General features: G+C 61.7%; 12 protein-coding genes. 1 reads left to right on the forward strand and 11 read right to left on the reverse strand.

Annotated features, from left to right (window positions below; translation table 11 throughout):
- Positions 1–30: 30 nt before the first annotated feature.
- The 6 genes from BV106_RS36635 to gcvT form a co-directional block, all read right to left on the reverse strand.
- Positions 31–2,121, reverse strand: coding sequence for a glycosyltransferase family 2 protein (locus tag BV106_RS36635; RefSeq protein WP_265596322.1), 2,091 nt, complete (start codon positions 2,119–2,121; stop codon positions 31–33).
- A 499-nt stretch (positions 2,122–2,620) separates the two neighbouring features.
- Positions 2,621–3,856 (reverse strand): glycoside hydrolase family 76 protein, encoded by a 1,236-nt coding sequence (locus BV106_RS32690; protein ID WP_038171922.1) that lies wholly within the window; start codon positions 3,854–3,856, stop codon positions 2,621–2,623.
- Positions 3,853–4,347: an 8-oxo-dGTP diphosphatase gene (locus BV106_RS32695; protein WP_038171924.1), complete on the reverse strand. Its 495-nt coding sequence runs from the start codon at positions 4,345–4,347 to the stop codon at positions 3,853–3,855. Before BV106_RS32695 ends, BV106_RS32690 begins: the two co-directional genes overlap by 4 nt.
- Positions 4,337–7,165: an aminomethyl-transferring glycine dehydrogenase gene (gene gcvP / locus BV106_RS32700; RefSeq protein ID WP_038171926.1), complete on the reverse strand. Its 2,829-nt coding sequence runs from the start codon at positions 7,163–7,165 to the stop codon at positions 4,337–4,339. Before gcvP ends, BV106_RS32695 begins: the two co-directional genes overlap by 11 nt.
- 16 nt (positions 7,166–7,181) lie before the next feature.
- Positions 7,182–7,556, reverse strand: coding sequence for a glycine cleavage system protein GcvH (gene gcvH, locus BV106_RS32705; protein ID WP_038171928.1), 375 nt, complete (start codon positions 7,554–7,556; stop codon positions 7,182–7,184).
- 40 nt (positions 7,557–7,596) lie between these two features.
- Positions 7,597–8,697, reverse strand: a complete 1,101-nt coding sequence (gene gcvT, locus BV106_RS32710; protein ID WP_038172078.1) for a glycine cleavage system aminomethyltransferase GcvT — start codon at positions 8,695–8,697, stop codon at positions 7,597–7,599.
- A gap of 121 nt (positions 8,698–8,818) precedes the next feature.
- Between gcvT and BV106_RS32715 the strand changes: the two genes are divergently transcribed.
- A complete protein-coding gene (locus BV106_RS32715) occupies positions 8,819–9,580 on the forward strand; it encodes a hypothetical protein (protein ID WP_038171930.1) in 762 nt (253 codons plus the stop codon).
- 16 nt (positions 9,581–9,596) lie between these two features.
- Here the strand turns inward: BV106_RS32715 and BV106_RS32720 are convergent, their stop codons facing one another.
- The 5 genes from BV106_RS32720 to queF form a co-directional block, all read right to left on the reverse strand.
- Entirely contained in the window at positions 9,597–10,286 is a 690-nt protein-coding gene (locus BV106_RS32720) for a response regulator transcription factor (protein WP_038171931.1), read from the reverse strand.
- Positions 10,283–11,959, reverse strand: coding sequence for a HAMP domain-containing sensor histidine kinase (locus BV106_RS32725; RefSeq protein WP_038171933.1), 1,677 nt, complete (start codon positions 11,957–11,959; stop codon positions 10,283–10,285). The genes BV106_RS32720 and BV106_RS32725 overlap by 4 nt, the downstream gene beginning before the upstream one ends.
- 88 nt (positions 11,960–12,047) lie before the next feature.
- Positions 12,048–13,442 (reverse strand): VWA domain-containing protein, encoded by a 1,395-nt coding sequence (locus tag BV106_RS32730; protein ID WP_081892526.1) that lies wholly within the window; start codon positions 13,440–13,442, stop codon positions 12,048–12,050.
- 146 nt (positions 13,443–13,588) lie between these two features.
- Positions 13,589–14,269: a 7-cyano-7-deazaguanine synthase QueC gene (gene queC, locus BV106_RS32735; RefSeq protein WP_038171936.1), complete on the reverse strand. Its 681-nt coding sequence runs from the start codon at positions 14,267–14,269 to the stop codon at positions 13,589–13,591.
- Between the two features lie 17 nt (positions 14,270–14,286).
- Entirely contained in the window at positions 14,287–14,748 is a 462-nt protein-coding gene (gene queF / locus BV106_RS32740; protein WP_038171938.1) for a preQ(1) synthase, read from the reverse strand.
- Positions 14,749–14,840 lie beyond the last annotated feature (92 nt).

Raw genomic sequence — 14,840 nt, forward strand, 5'->3', positions numbered from 1 at the left:
TCTTGTCTTAGACTTCGCCCGCTACGCCCATCACGGCTGCCTTTCCGCCTTCAGCCGGGCACAAATGGGACCGGCCCCAAAATCACGGACGAATCGATCCAAGGTGAACCGGGACTTGTCCATCTTGCGCAGATAGTCATGCGCCGCCAACACCTGCCTCACGCTCGACGCCTTCCAATTCGCCTCCGCCATGGAGCTGTAGTAGAGCGGGTAGTCAGGGCCCAGATACTCCACCACGCCAGAATTCCAGTTGATCAATAGCGGTGCCGAGCGGGCAATGCACTCCAGCACCACGTTGTTGGCGGCGGCCTCGATGACCTCAGTCATGGCCACACAACCCGTGAGCAGCTCATCGTACGCACCCGCCTCCAGGTAGCCCAGTCGCTCCACACTGCCATTTTCCTCGACCCCGGCGATGGGCTCGGACTGCTTGGCCAGCCATAGCTTGCGGACCCCGAGGCATTGCAGTTCCTGAATGGCCTGCACCCGACGAATCCACCGGCCCAGAAACACGATGCGCCGATCTGCCAGCCAGTTGTCTGGGGACCATTGCGGCACATCAAACACCGTGGGATGCCACACCCGCTCCACGGGGACACCGATGTCAGACTCGTCCAGAAACTGCTTCTGATAGTCAGTCAGCACATAGAGCCCTCTGCAGGACTTCAAAGCCCCCGATTTCTCCAACGCACCCTTCAGATCGAAGAGTCCCACGCAGGGGTCGAAAGACGCGAAGGGTTGATGAAACACACCGACCCAGGCATCAGGAAACGACTCTCCCGCCATCAGATGCCAGTCCACGCCGCTCAACAGCGCCACCGGACCCCCGCCATAGGCGGCATCCAGAGCCTCCATCACCTCCCCCCACTCGTGCCGCAGGCCAAAGGCGAATCTGCCGACAAGCCGAACCAGCCCCGCTTGCCCACCCTGTCCTGTGGTTGGCTTTTCGCTGCTGGCCGACTCTGTTGGGGCAGAGACCGCAGTCAGAGCCTGATTGCGCTCCCGATAGTGTTTGAGGAGCAGGTGCGGATGCCTCACGCATTTGGCCCCGGCATAGATGATTCGTCGGACTCTGTTCCAATCCGAAGGTTCGGCCAGCAGATGAGTATCCAGATCCAGCGGGATATTCTTGATCCAGTTCCGATAGAAGATGCTGGAGGTGGTCACCTGCCCGGCACGCAGTTCCACCGCCTCGTTGACCAGCCAGTCCCCCTGCCCAGTTTCCGCATGGAAAGGGTGGAAGACCAAGTCAGCGTCCTCCTTTATGGCAAACGCCACCAGTTGGGCGATCCGATCCGGGAGATACTCGTCATCGTCATCCAAATGGGTGACGAAGTCTCCCGTGGCAAGTTCCAGGGCGACATTCACGGGGCGACTCCCGGAGACCCGCCAGCGCCGGTCGGCATCATCCAGCGGCTGTGGGGCACGTTCGATTTCATGAATCTGCACGCGACTGTCCCCCAGAGCCCGCACGGCTGCGACCGTCGCGTCAGTGCACCCATCTGCCACCACGATGACTTCTAGATTGCGGTAGCTCTGGTTCAACACGGAGGCCAGTGAGCGTTGCATGAGCAAGTCCACCCGGTTGTGGGTGGCGATGCAGACCGTCACCAGGGGTTCCGCAGGATGCGGGGCTTCACGACGCAATGACTGGAGCCGCTTCCAGTCATCCGCCGGCAATTCGGTCTTGGATTTGAGCAGGTCCACGCTGGCTGTCAGAGCGGCCAGGGCACTTTCCAGTTCTTGAACACGATGCAAAAGTTTCCTGCCTGTGACATCCTGAACCTCACCCCCCAGAAATACCTGATCCACCCAGACATCACCCAAGAGAAACTGCAGACACAAGTTTTGTTGCACCGGCAGCCCCCGGATCAGACCGCGGAACCCGGAGATGTGGGGATACGGTTTGATCGCCCGCTGAACATCAGGACGCGGCACCAGTTCGAGCGGCTGGTCCGGGAGGTCCTTCACCCGAACCGCCTGTAGGGGGACATTTCCGGCCACCCAGCCGGAGACGGGAAACACCTGCGAGACAGGCGAGCGCGTAGGGTAGTCGAGATGAAACAGAGGACGTGCGCCCGATTTTGTCTTGGTCACTGGAGGGGATTTTTCTTCAGGCATGTTGAGGGACCGGACAAGAGAGAAGGAACTGCCTTCCGTCAAGATCGGGATGGCAACCTTGGACGCAACTCTCTGACGTCATAGACGACAAGGAGCCAACGCGACCGCAGGCAAGCCGACGGCTGGTGCCTATGCGCGCTCCCACCGGTCATTCGTAGCCATCCGCCCAGCCCAATGTAGCTGACGACGTGAGGAGACACTAACTTCCCGGTCTATGGCATATCCCGCCGATAAGACACTCGTCCGCCCAACGCTCCATCTGCCGACAACGTCAGTCGCACTTCCCCTGACGCCATAGACGGTCACGTCGAGCTTCGTTGCTTGCACGCCCCTCCCACTCCGCTCTCACGCGGGGCCGGAGCCCCCGCCTCCTTTACTCCGCGGCCAAGTCACCCTGGGGTTTGTTCACGGGTACAGGAGGCGGGAGGGCCCAGCCCAGCCCAGTCGCCGCGCTCTTGACGCCCAGCCACCATGCTGCCTCCTCCCTCCATGAAATGCATCACCGCATCTGCAACGCTCCCGCCTGCAAGGCAATCAAACCCGAGAGCTGCGTGTTGAAGTTCGTCTCCCGGTTCTTGCCTTGCGGTCCCCAATCCGCAGGATAAAAACCATTTCGCAACAGGTCTGGCTGGAGCAAAGCGCCTCTGGTCGGTGACAGCACCCGGTCCAGCCGATCCACCACCCCCGCGTGGCGCCCGTCTGCGCTCAGAGCCGTCCGCGTCTGCGCCAGATAGCGCACAAAGATGCCCTTGAACAGGCAGCCATCCCAGCCAGACGTGCCGAGTTTCTCCAGCACAACGCCAGTTTCGTCCGCGAAACCCGCCTGATTCAGCACCACTTCAGCAACTTCAGCGGCGTGATCCAGGGCTTTCTTGTCACCAGTCAGGGCAGCCAAGGCCACCCATCCTCCCATGTAGGCACCTTGGTTGTAGCTCCACCAGTCGCCCTGGTGTCCCGGGGCATCCACCACGCCGCGCCCATCAAACACGCGCTTCTCCTTGAGCCACGCACCTGCCTGCTCCGCAGCTTCGCGATAACCCCCGTCAGAGACTACCACCGCCAGCCGTGCGGACAGTATGAGGTAAAGGCTGTTGGTGATGGAATTGGGCTTCTGCTTGCCCGCCTCCTCACACCAGATGACGCCACCCTGCAGATCTGGCCGCCAGTTATGCTTCATGTGTGCCTGAATGGCCCGGGCTGTGTCCAGATATTTGGTCTCACCCGTCCTCTCGTGCATCTTCAGCCATGCGATTCCCCACCAGGCAGAATCGTCCAGGTACTCGTTGCGAAACTCTGTGTGTTTAGAGGGTCGGGCCATCCGTCTCTCCAGCGTCGCTTGATCTGCATCATTCCAATCGCCCTTGGCCTTAAGTGACTCCGCCACTCTCGGCCATCGTTTCACAGGGTCACGGTGGAGATCGTGCAGCGTCTCCAGCCTGGCATCGTCATCATTGACCTTGCGCTGGTTCATCCGGTCCACCAGCAGTTCCACTAGATTGGCCGCCGACCACCAGGGGGCGTTCACCCGCCCTTCCCAATGCGCCCGCAGCTGATCCCCTTCACGGTCCAGCCAGATGCCCGCAGGTTCACACCAATAACGTTCATCAAGCCGCTTGAGCCCGGAGCCCACCGGATCATGCTCAGGCGACATCCCGGGCAGTCCGCGGGCGGCTCCGATGCAGGCAGTGGCGGCTTGTAAAAAACGACGTCGGGTGGGGCGGAAGAACTGGGTCATGGTGAGGCGTGATCGCCCCACTGCACCTCATGGGAGAGCATCTTGTCACCTTCAAAAACAAAGTGCCCCATGAAATTCTCATCCCCCTGCAGCATACGATGGAGCCAGTGGCGGTCATCCGCCCACATCTCATCAAAGGGGATCTCGTCCACCGGGAACCAGAGAGGAGCAGCCTCCTCCGTCTCCGTGGCCTCACCTTCATAGTCGCTGCTCACAAATACGGCCACGTGCATGGCCAGCCCGTCCACGAACTGGAACCAGAGCTCACCTCGCTTGCGCACATCGTGGGCACGGATGTGCAACTCCTCCTCCGTCTCGCGGATGGCGCAGGCCAGCTCCGTCTCACCGGGGTCAAGCTTGCCGCCGGGCCCGTTGATCTTGCCTTTGCCAAAGCCGCGTTTCTTGCGAATGAGCAGCACCTTGCCGCCCTTCGAGATGAAGAGCAGCGTGGCGCGGACCGTGGGCTGCCAGGACGCCCAGTCAACTTGCATAGGCTTCCATACCCTGGCAGGTGCAGATGAGGTGACGGTCGCCATGGACGTTGTCCACGCGCCCCACGGAGGGCCAGTACTTGTCCGCCTTCACCCAGGGCAGCGGGAAGGCCGCTTCCTGTCGGGTGTAGGGCCGGGTCCACTCATCAGCCAGCAGGACATCTGCCGTGTGAGGAGCGTTCTTCAGGACGTTGTTAGCAGGATCCATCAGGCCGGTTTCAATCGACTCGATCTCACCGTGAATCTCGATCATGGCCTCGCAGAAGCGGTCCAGCTCCGCACGGCTCTCGCTCTCGGTGGGCTCAATCATGAGCGTGCCCGTCACGGGCCAGCTCATGGTCGGGGCGTGGTAACCGAAATCGATGAGGCGCTTGGCCACATCTTCCACCGTCACAGTCTTGAAGTGACGCAGGTCCAGGATGCACTCGTGCGCCACATAGCCGTTTCCACCCGTGTAAAGCACCGGGAAATACGGGGCCAGCTTTCTGGCGATGTAGTTGGCATTGAGGATCGCGTAGCGCGTGCTCTGCACCGCTTCACTGCCCATCATGGCCAGGTACATCCAGGAGATGGTGTTGATGCTGGCGCTGCCCCAGGGGGCAGAGCAGACCGCGCCTTCGCGCTGATCTTCCGGGAAGGTGGCATGACCGGGCAGGTACGGCACCAGATGCGCCGCGACCCCAATGGGGCCGACGCCGGGACCGCCACCGCCATGCGGGATGCAGAAGGTCTTGTGCAGGTTGAGATGGCAGACGTCTGAGCCGATCAATCCCGGGGACGTGAGCCCCACCTGGGCGTTCATGTTGGCGCCGTCCATGTACACCTGGCCACCCTTCTCATGGATGAGCGCGCAGATTTCCTTGATGCTCTCCTCAAACACCCCGTGGGTGCTGGGATAGGTGATCATCAGCGCGCCCAGCTTGTCCGCGTGGGTCTCCACCTTGGCGCGCAGGTCTTCCAGGGACACGTTGCCGTTTTCATCACAAGCCACCGGTATGACCTTGAACCCGCACATCACCGCACTGGCCGGATTCGTGCCATGGGCGGAGACGGGAATCAGGCAGGCGTCACGATGCAACTCCCCTTTCGCCGCAAGATAGCGGCGAATGGCGAGCAGACCGGCATATTCCCCCTGGGAGCCGGCGTTGGGCTGCAGGGACACGGCGGCAAAGCCGGTGCACTCTGCCAGCCAGGACTCCAGGCCGAAGAACATCTCGCGATAGCCCTGGCTCTGGTCAGCCGGAACGAAGGGGTGGATAGAGGAAACTTCCGGCCAGCTCAGCGGCATCATCTCCGCCGCCGCATTCAGCTTCATGGTGCAGGACCCCAGCGGGATCATGGACCGGTTCAAAGCGATGTCCTTGGCCTCGAGACGACGCAGGTAGCGCATCATCTCCGACTCCGTGTGGTAGGCGTTGAAGACGGGATGTGTGAGGTAGGTCGAGAGCCTGCCGAAGGCCGCATCAAAGGCCACCGGAGCATCGGCATCCAGGGCAGGCTCATCCTTGGGCACCACGCCAAAGGCCAGCAGCACCTGCTGCAGTTCTTTGGCCGTCACCCGTTCATCCAGGGCCACCGTCACATGGGTGGCATCCTGCTGACGCAGGTTCAAGCCCAGCTCCAGAGCCCGGGCCACCACGGCCTCGGCACTGCGGACCTCCACGGTCAGGGTATCAAAATAGTTCTGGCCCGCGATGCTCAAGCCACCGGCTTGCAGCTCGGTGGAAAGCCACACCGCTGCCCCGTGCACGCCCCGGGCAATGTTGCGCAGGCCTTCCGGACCATGCCAGACGGCATACATGGAGGCCATCACAGCCAGGAGCACCTGCGCCGTGCAGATGTTGCTGGTCGCTTTCTCACGACGGATATGCTGCTCGCGAGTCTGCAGGGAGAGACGGTAGCCGGGATTGCCCTGGGCATCCTTTGACACCCCGATCAAACGACCGGGCATGCGGCGCTTGAGGACGTCCTTCACCGACATAAACGCGGCATGCGGACCACCAAATCCCAGCGGCACGCCGAAGCGCTGGCTGTTGCCCACGCAAATGTCCGCACCAAACTCGCCCGGTGGCTTCAGAATAGTCAGAGCGAGCAGATCGGCACAAACCACAAAGAGAGCCCCAGCGGCCTTGGCCTGAGCCGCCACAGGAGCGAGGTCTTCGATGACACCGAGGGTATCCGGATAAGTGGCCACCACGGCAGCCACATCCTTCACTCCCGCGCCTTCGAATTCGAGAACGTTCACCACGTCCGTGGTCACGCCCAGCGGCTCCATGCGGGTGCGCACCACGTCGATGACGTGCGGATGGCATCGGTTCGAGACCACCACACGGGTGGCACTCGGCTTGCCCGCCAGGGCCAGTCCGCAAGCCTCGGCCGCGGCGCTGCCTTCATCCAGGAGGGAGGCATTGGCCACATCCAGCCCGGTCAGATCACAGATCATGGTCTGGAAGTTCAGCAGGGCTTCCAAACGCCCCTGGCTGATCTCCGCCTGATAAGGCGTGTAGGCGGTGTACCAGCCGGGATTCTCAAAGATGTTCCGCTGGATGACCGGCGGAGTGAACGTGTCATGGTAGCCCAGGCCGAGGAACGAGCGCACCACCTTGTTGGCACTCATCACCCCTTTGAGCTTCTTCAGCGCCTCCTCCTCAGAGAGCGGAGGGGGCAGTTGAAGCGACTCCGCCCTGCGGATCGCCTCCGGCACCACGGCTTCGATAAGCTGATCCAGGCTCTCGCACCCCACGGAGCGGGCCATTTCGAGAGCTTCGGCCGGAGAGGGGCCAATGTGACGACGGGCGAACGGCAGGACGAATGACATTTCTTGGAGACTACAATTACGCAATGTGCTGGCGATAGGACGCGGCATCCATGAGGGCACCGGTTTCGGCGGGATCTGCCACCTTAATCTTGCAGATCCAGCCCTTGTCATAGGGGTCGGTGTTCAGGAGGGAAGGATCCCCGCTGAGGGCCTCGTTGGCCTCCACGATTTCCCCGCTCACGGGCGAATAAATGTCGCTGGCCGCCTTCACCGACTCCACCACGGCGATGTGGTCACCGGCTTTCACGACCGCGCCCACCTTGGGCAGCTCCACATAGACCACGTCAGTCAGTTCGTGCTGGGCGTGGTCGGTGATGCCCACCAATCCGGTGGCTGAATCAACCCATTCGTGCGATTCGCGGTAATGCAACTGGTCTGGAACAAGGCTCATAGGAAGAATGCGTTCGGTTGGTAGTAGAGAGGGGAAAAATCTAGGAGGAGGCTTGCCGCTTGCGGTAGAACGGCTTCTTCACCGTCTCCGCAGCAAAACGCCTGCCACGGATCTCAATTTCGATGGGAATTCCGGACTTGGCGATGGCAGCAGGCAGGTACGCCATGCCGATGCCCTGGTTCAGCGAGGGAGAAAGACCAGCACTGCAGGTTTCCCCCACGACCTGCCCCTCATGAATCACCGGGTAATGAGCCCGCGGTGGCGGAGAAGGCGCCGTCATGTGGAAGCCGGTCAAGCGGGTCGGGACGCCTTCCGCCTTTTGTGTATCGAGGACAGGCTTGCCCACAAAGTCCTCTTTGGTGAGATCCACAAAGAAGCCCAGGCCCGCTTGGAGGGGCGTTTTGTCAGGAGCGAGGTCGTTGCCATTGAGCGGATACCCCATCTCCAGGCGGAGCGTATCGCGGGCACCCAGCCCCGCAGGCCCGCCGCCGGCATCCCGGCAGCCCTGCACGATTTTCTCGAACCAGCCTTCGATGACGGTTGCAGGAGCGAAGAATTCGAACCCCTCCTCCCCGGTGTACCCGGTGCCACAGAGGTAAAGCACGCCTTCGTTCGTGAGGCTGAAGAGGATCTTGTTGTGCTCAGGGAAAGCGGCATTCGGGCCGAAGACGGAGGCAAAAACCTCCCGGCTCTTGGGGCCCTGCACCGCCAGACCACCCGTAGCGCTGCTGATATTGGCAAATGTCACGCCCTCTCCGAAGCCCAGACTGCGCAGGTGCGCCTCGTCTTCAGCGATCATGGAGGCGTTGACGACCAGAAAATACTCCCGGTCACTCAGGCGATACACGATCAGATCATCAATGACCCCGCCCTGATCGTTGAGCATCAGCGTGTACTGCCCGTCACCGATGCCCAGCTTGCTGACGTTGTTGGTCAGGGCCCGGTTCAAGAAGGCCTCCGCTCCGGCTCCTTCGAGCAAAAACTGGCCCATGTGAGAGATGTCGAACACTCCCACTCTCTCACGGACCGTTTTGTGTTCGTCCACAATTCCGCTGTACTGCACCGGCATCTCCCATCCGGCAAAGGGCACCATGCGGGCGGCCAGCTTCAGGTGGGCCTCATGGAGCGGGGAACGATTCAACGTGGACTCGGACACAGGCGGCCAATTTGGCGGCCCGCCCTCCCTTGTCAAACTCTGCGAATCGGTTTGGCAACCCCCGTTTTGGGACGTACTTAGAGCTACAATGTCGGTGCTTAATTCCATGGAAAATAGGTTCGGGCGCTTTGCGATCCCGGGGTTGGTGGCCATCATTGCTGGCTTTCAAGCCGCGGTCTGGATTCTGCTACAGGTCAAACCGGAGTTCATTTATTCGTTGGTGCTTGTGCCCCAGCTTGTCTGGATGGGAGAATTTTGGCGCTTGGTGACGTGGATATTCATTCCTGGAACATTCAATCCTCTCTGGATGTTGGTGGCGGTTTATCTCATGATGACCATCAGCGCTGTAATGGATCGCGCTTGGGGGCCATTCCGCACAAATTTGTACATTTTCGGCGGCGCAGCTTCGATGGTTGCCGGCGCGATGTTTTTCAACAGCCCTCCCATCGGGCTCACCCTCTACTCCAGCATTTTCATAGCGTTCGCTTGCATCGTCCCTGACTACGAGCTTTCCCTGTTTTTCATCCTGCCAGTGAAGGTGAAATACCTCGCAATGGTCATGGGTGCGATCTTGCTGCTCACGTTCATCGGCAAACCAGATTCACGTGGATCAGTCTTCTTCTCGATGCTCAACTTCATGATCGCGTTCGGCCCGGGACTCATCAAGTCTATGAAACAAAGAGCCGTGGTGATGGAACGCCGGTCGCGCTTTGAGTCCGCCAACCGCAGCGACACGCCGCATTTCCACAAGTGCCACCAGTGTGGCAAGACGGACATGGACGATCCGCATCTTGACTTCCGGGTCACAGACGACGGCGAAGAATACTGCACCGTCTGCCGTCCGCGCCAGCAAAGTGCCGCCGTGTGATCGTGCTCAGGCCCGGTCAAGGCCCTTCGTAGCGGTACCCAGCCCCATGCACGGTGCGGATGATGCACGGGTGGGCGGCATCGAGTTCGATGCGCTTGCGCAGCTGTGAGATGTGCTGATCCAGCGCCCGGCTGCCGGGGTAGTAGTCGGCACCCCACACGTCATCAGCCATTTCATCCCGGTCCACCACGCGGCCACAGCGCCGCTTCAAAAGGCGAAGCACCTTTAGGTCCCGCAGGCTGAGCCCGATCTCCAGATCACCTCGATACGCCCGCAATTCCGGTGGAACGATGCGCAGGTCTCCCATGCTGAATTCTTCCTCGAATCCCTGAGTCCGCCGGAGCAAGCCGGTCCGCCGGGTGATCGCTCGAATACGGGCCAGGATCTCCCGCACACCAAAGGGCTTTGCCATATAGTCGTCCGCCCCCAGTTCAAGGCCCAGCACGGCATCGATCTCCTCTGACTTGGCCGTCAGAAAGAGGATGGGCACCGTGTCATCATCCCGCCGGATGCGACGGCACACCTCGTAGCCATCCAGGTGGGGCATCATCACATCCAGGCAGACGAAGTCCGGCCGCTGGCTCTTGAAGAGCTCCCAGGCCTCCCGCCCGTCTGCCGCCGGCACCACGCCGAACCCCTCTGCCGAGAGCACTTCACAAAGGGCCGCACGGGTGAAGGAGTCATCTTCTGCGATGAGGATTTTCATGACTGCTTGTTCGGAAGTGTGATGACAAATCGAGCCCCCTGGGTCCACGTCTGATCCAGCGTCAGCCCGCCGCCGTGCAACTGGGCCAGCTGCCGGGAAATGGCCAGGCCAATACCCGTCCCCGATGCTCCTTCAGCGAGGTCGTTGCGCAGGCGGACGAAGGGCTGGAAAATGGCGTCTTTCTTTGCCTTGGGCACCCCGGGGCCATGGTCCTCCACCACCAGTCTGATCGTGCGCGGCCCGTCCTCTGTGGTCAGCCGCAGCCAGCGCCCGGCCCCGGCATATTTCTCCACGTTGGAAAGGAGGTTGCCCAGCATCTGCTCCACCGCATCAGGATCGAACAGAAACGGCTCCGGGGCCTGGAGATCGGTTTTCACCTCGAACCCTTTTGCCTCCAGGCCGGGGCGCCAGAGATCCAGGGCACGACAGACGAGGTCATCCAGCACCGCCCTCTGCGGGTGCACCGCCAATTGGTCCCGCTGATGGCGGGCAAAGGTGAGCACATTGTGAATGAGCCTCCCAAGTCGCGAGGTCTCCGCCTCCACCACTGCCAGGTGGCGCACCACCGCCTCCTCCCCCGCCGCCTCGGCCTGCTGCTGTGCCATCTCGGCGTACAGACGGATGTTGGTGAGCGGCGTCTTCAGCTCATGGGAAACCTGGTTCACAAACGAAACCCTCCGCCGGGCCTCCCGCATCTCCCGGGTCCCTTCGCGATACAGCATCCAGGCGAGCCCCAGCAGGGCCAGCCCTGCTGCCCCCGCCCCCACCAGCACAGGCAGGACATTCCCCCGAGGCACCCCGCGCCGCCCCGCATAGGCCTCCAGGTGCCACATGCTCAGAGGCGCCGAGCAGGCCCGGCGCACCGCAGGTGGCGCGGCCCCCGGCTTGCCCGCGGGTGGACTGCCCCACTGGTGGATCACCATGGCCCCATCCGCATTGACCAACCGCCAAAATTCATCGGACGGCGCTGAGGCCGCGACCTGACCCAGGCGGTTCACCAGGAGAGAGAGCAGCGCGGCCATCTCCACCTCCACCCCCACCACGCGACCGTCATTGCGCTGCTGCCAGAAGAGCATCTGGGCCCCGTTCCCGTAGAACCAGACGTGCCAGCCGCTCTCCGCCGGCGCAGGCGCCTCCTTGTTGTAATCTCCTTTAACCAGCGGCCTGCCCTCCTTGTTCCGGACATAGGTCGCCCACCGGTTGTTGAAGCTGGAGCTGGCATTCAGATCCAGGGTCTGGTCGTTTGCCGCCACCACAGGAGCCTCCTTGACCTGCGGACCAAACCGGACGCCTGACTCCCACACGGGAGCCGTGCGCCTCAGGAAGGCCGCCACCTCACCGGAGGCGTCACTGGCGGGTCGAGGAAACACCAACCGCGAGCGGGCATCGAGCAGAAAGGCATGGCGAATGAGCGGCTGCTCCCGCGGCAGGGCGCGCAGCGAGGCCTCATCCAGAGCGGCCCCCTGCAACAGGGAGTCAAAGTCGCTGCCCAGCCGGTTCATCTCCTGCAGCAGCCCCCCGTCCACCAGATCGATGCGACGGCCCAGACCGGCCACCCATGCCTCACGGACCCGGGTGGCATCCTGCCGTGCCATCATGTAGCCCAGCCAGGCCAGCAGGCCCAGCGGCACCGCCACCATCAACAGAAACAGAATCGTGAATCTCCAGCGCATGAGCAAACTCCGGCCCTGCCATGAACACCCAAAACCGGGGGGTTGTCAGTCCCGAAGTGTCATGACAGGGCGGAAAGGGATGTGAAATCTATTTTTTAGCTTCGGGCCTGGAGGAGAGACCGTTCTGAGTCCGGTTCTTCAAGTCTTCGGACTTGGACATCTTCCGTGCCGCGTTGGCGCTCACGCCACCTGCATTGAACATCTGCAACCGCTCCTGCTGGCTTATCCCCAGCTTCTCCAGTTCCGGTGAAGCCAGGCGTTTGGCCTCGCTCAGGGACCACGAGCACGCGGCATTGTAGGCCTTGGTCGCCTCTTCATGCCGTCCTTCGTCGCTCAGCTTCACCGCCAGGGCTTCCTTTTCCGTGGAAATGGCTCGTGCCACCTCGACCAGCACCGCCTTGTTCACGGTATTGGCTATGAGAGCCGGATCATTCACCCGGCGGGCCACCGAACGCGTGAGGCTGCGATTTTCCGCACCCGTGAGCGCATTCACTGAGGTCACCTCCGCGGTGGCCACGGGGGCATCGGTATCCGCCGCCCCTTCGGGAATCTCCACCTCCAGGAGGAGATACTTGTGCTGCCGGGCGTAGATCTGGTTCATCTCCAGTTCCACATCCTGGCCATGGATGTCCGCCTCACGGCCCAGCACGCGCACGGGCCGCACCCCTTCCGCACACTGCACGCGCACCCGAATCCGCTGCGCGACCACGGAGAGAATGTCACCGAACTCCGTCTGAAAGATGCCCGCGAGGTTCTGGCTGTTCTCAATGAAGGCATGGTTGCCATCGCTGCGCAGGGCCAGCTCGGTCATCAGGTCCTCATTGTAGCCCAGCCCCAGCCCCAACGTGGTGACGGTGATGCCCTCCTTGGCCAGGGACGCACCGAGGCGGCCGAGATCCTGAGGGGAGGACGGCCCCACATTGGCCATGCCATCAGAGAGCAGGACCACGCGGTTCACCTGATTGGGCCGCTTGTTGCGCCGGAGTTCTTCGGCTCCTTTGCTGATACCAGAAAACAACGCGGTCGAGCCCCCGGCCTGAATGCGGTCAATCGCCGCCTTCACGCGCTCACGATCCGTCAGATCAGTGGCGGGAGAGATGAGGGAGACGGCATCGTCGTAAGCGACAACGGAGACCATGTCGCCCGCTCCGAGGCGGTCGAGCGCTTGCTTCGCGGCCTCGCGAGCGTGGATCATTTTGTCCCCACCCATCGATCCCGACTTGTCGATCACGATGGTGACGTTCACCGGAGCTCGTTTGGCCGAGGCCTCCAGTTCCTGCCCCGTCAGCCCCACTTTCAGGTAGGTGGTCATCTTGCGTCCCGCGAGGATCTGCGGGTGGGCCAGCTCCACGGAGAGATCCATGGCAGGAGCCGTGGACGGAGGCGGGGTGAGCGGTATTCCGGCGATGGCGTTCGACGGCAGCGCACCAGCAAGCGCCCCGATCAAGGCTGCGCCTGCCAAAGTGAAGAATGGTAGTTTCATGACTCAGATTTGCGTAGGAGATTCACCCCGCCCCGCCATGATTGACCGTGGCTTCAGCGTGGTTCTCCACATCCTGCGCCACTTTACGGCACCGTGAGTCAGACTGCCGTCAGCAGTGTGTAAGAAGTATGTAAGCGGGCCAAACGCTATGGTCTGGCAGGCAGCGGACCGTGGTCCAGATACTCCGTGGGATCTGGTACTCCCGCGTCTTGAAATGCCTCCCGGCGCTCGACACAGGTGCCGCAGGTGCCGCAGTGAATGTCGCCCCCTTTGTAGCAGGACCAGGTGTGGGCAAAATCGACCCCATAGGCCGCACCGAGCTTGGCAATGCCCGCCTTGTCCTGGGCAATGAATGGCCGGAGCAACTCCACCTGGGCGTAGGTGCCAAACGTCATTGCCGAGGCCATGCTCTGCATGAAAGGTTCCCGGCAGTCAGGATAGATCGCATGATCACCACTGTGCGCCGCGATCACCACGCCTCCCGCATCCTGGCTCTCGGCGAGGCCGCAGGCGATGGAGAGCATGATGCCATTGCGAAACGGCACCACCGTGCGCTTCATACTCTGTTCCTCATAGTGACCGTCGGGGATGTCTCCCCCGCTCTTCAGCAAATCTGACGCAAAGAGCTGGTCCATAAAGTCCAGCCGGATCACATCATGACGCACGCCGAGCTGCTGGGCATGCCAGGCTGCCATCGGGATCTCCTTCGCATTGTGCTTGGAGCCGTAGTCGAAGCTCACACAACCCGCGACCTCAGTCTCCCGTGCGGCCCAGTACAGAGCCGTCACGGAATCCATGCCACCACTGAGCAGGACGAGGGTCTTCATGGCAGATCTAGGATCAATCAATGGGCGTGACCGCAGCCACCACCACCGCACTCCACGGTGTCTTCATCTTCGAAGTCCGGGTAGCGAGCTTCGCAACTGAGCTGGATGCCGCCACGGGCACCGAAGTCACCGCGCACGGTCATCTGCTTGGGCGAGGTCGCCTTCACCAGATCATCCAGGATGCGGTTCACGATGGCCTCATTGAACGAAGGGAAATTCCGGTACGCAGCGAGGTAGAACTTCAGCGACTTGGTCTCCACACACAGCTGATCAGGCACATAGACGATCTCCACATGCGCGCAGTCAGGCTGCCCGGTCACGGGGCAGAGGGAGGAGAACTCCGGACAGTTGAGGGTGATCCGGTAGTTCCGGCCAGGCGTGCGATTCGGAAAAGTCTCCAGCTTGGCCTCATCCGGAGAAGCGGGCAGTCGGGATTCGGAACGCCCCAGAAGGGAGAGGGAGTCAGCGGCAGCAGTCATAAAAACGCTTAGCCCCAGAGGGGGCAAACTTCAAATGCCAAACTTCAATCTTCAAACATCAAGGAGAGCCCGCGAGACCGGTCCCCACCTTG

Source organism: Verrucomicrobium sp. BvORR106 (assembly GCF_000739655.1).
Lineage (GTDB): Bacteria > Verrucomicrobiota > Verrucomicrobiia > Verrucomicrobiales > Verrucomicrobiaceae > Verrucomicrobium.

Coding starts and splice junctions, on each gene's coding strand:
- queF (WP_038171938.1), bottom strand. CDS start 14,748: ATGACTGCTGCCGCTGACTCCCTCTCCCTTCTGGGGCGTTCCGAATCC.
- BV106_RS32690 (WP_038171922.1), bottom strand. CDS start 3,856: ATGACCCAGTTCTTCCGCCCCACCCGACGTCGTTTTTTACAAGCCGCC.
- BV106_RS32720 (WP_038171931.1), bottom strand. CDS start 10,286: ATGAAAATCCTCATCGCAGAAGATGACTCCTTCACCCGTGCGGCCCTT.
- BV106_RS36635 (WP_265596322.1), bottom strand. CDS start 2,121: ATGCCTGAAGAAAAATCCCCTCCAGTGACCAAGACAAAATCGGGCGCA.
- BV106_RS32725 (WP_038171933.1), bottom strand. CDS start 11,959: ATGCGCTGGAGATTCACGATTCTGTTTCTGTTGATGGTGGCGGTGCCG.
- gcvH (WP_038171928.1), bottom strand. CDS start 7,556: ATGAGCCTTGTTCCAGACCAGTTGCATTACCGCGAATCGCACGAATGG.
- BV106_RS32695 (WP_038171924.1), bottom strand. CDS start 4,347: ATGCAAGTTGACTGGGCGTCCTGGCAGCCCACGGTCCGCGCCACGCTG.
- BV106_RS32730 (WP_081892526.1), bottom strand. CDS start 13,442: ATGAAACTACCATTCTTCACTTTGGCAGGCGCAGCCTTGATCGGGGCG.
- gcvP (WP_038171926.1), bottom strand. CDS start 7,165: ATGTCATTCGTCCTGCCGTTCGCCCGTCGTCACATTGGCCCCTCTCCG.
- queC (WP_038171936.1), bottom strand. CDS start 14,269: ATGAAGACCCTCGTCCTGCTCAGTGGTGGCATGGATTCCGTGACGGCT.
- BV106_RS32715 (WP_038171930.1), top strand. CDS start 8,819: ATGGAAAATAGGTTCGGGCGCTTTGCGATCCCGGGGTTGGTGGCCATC.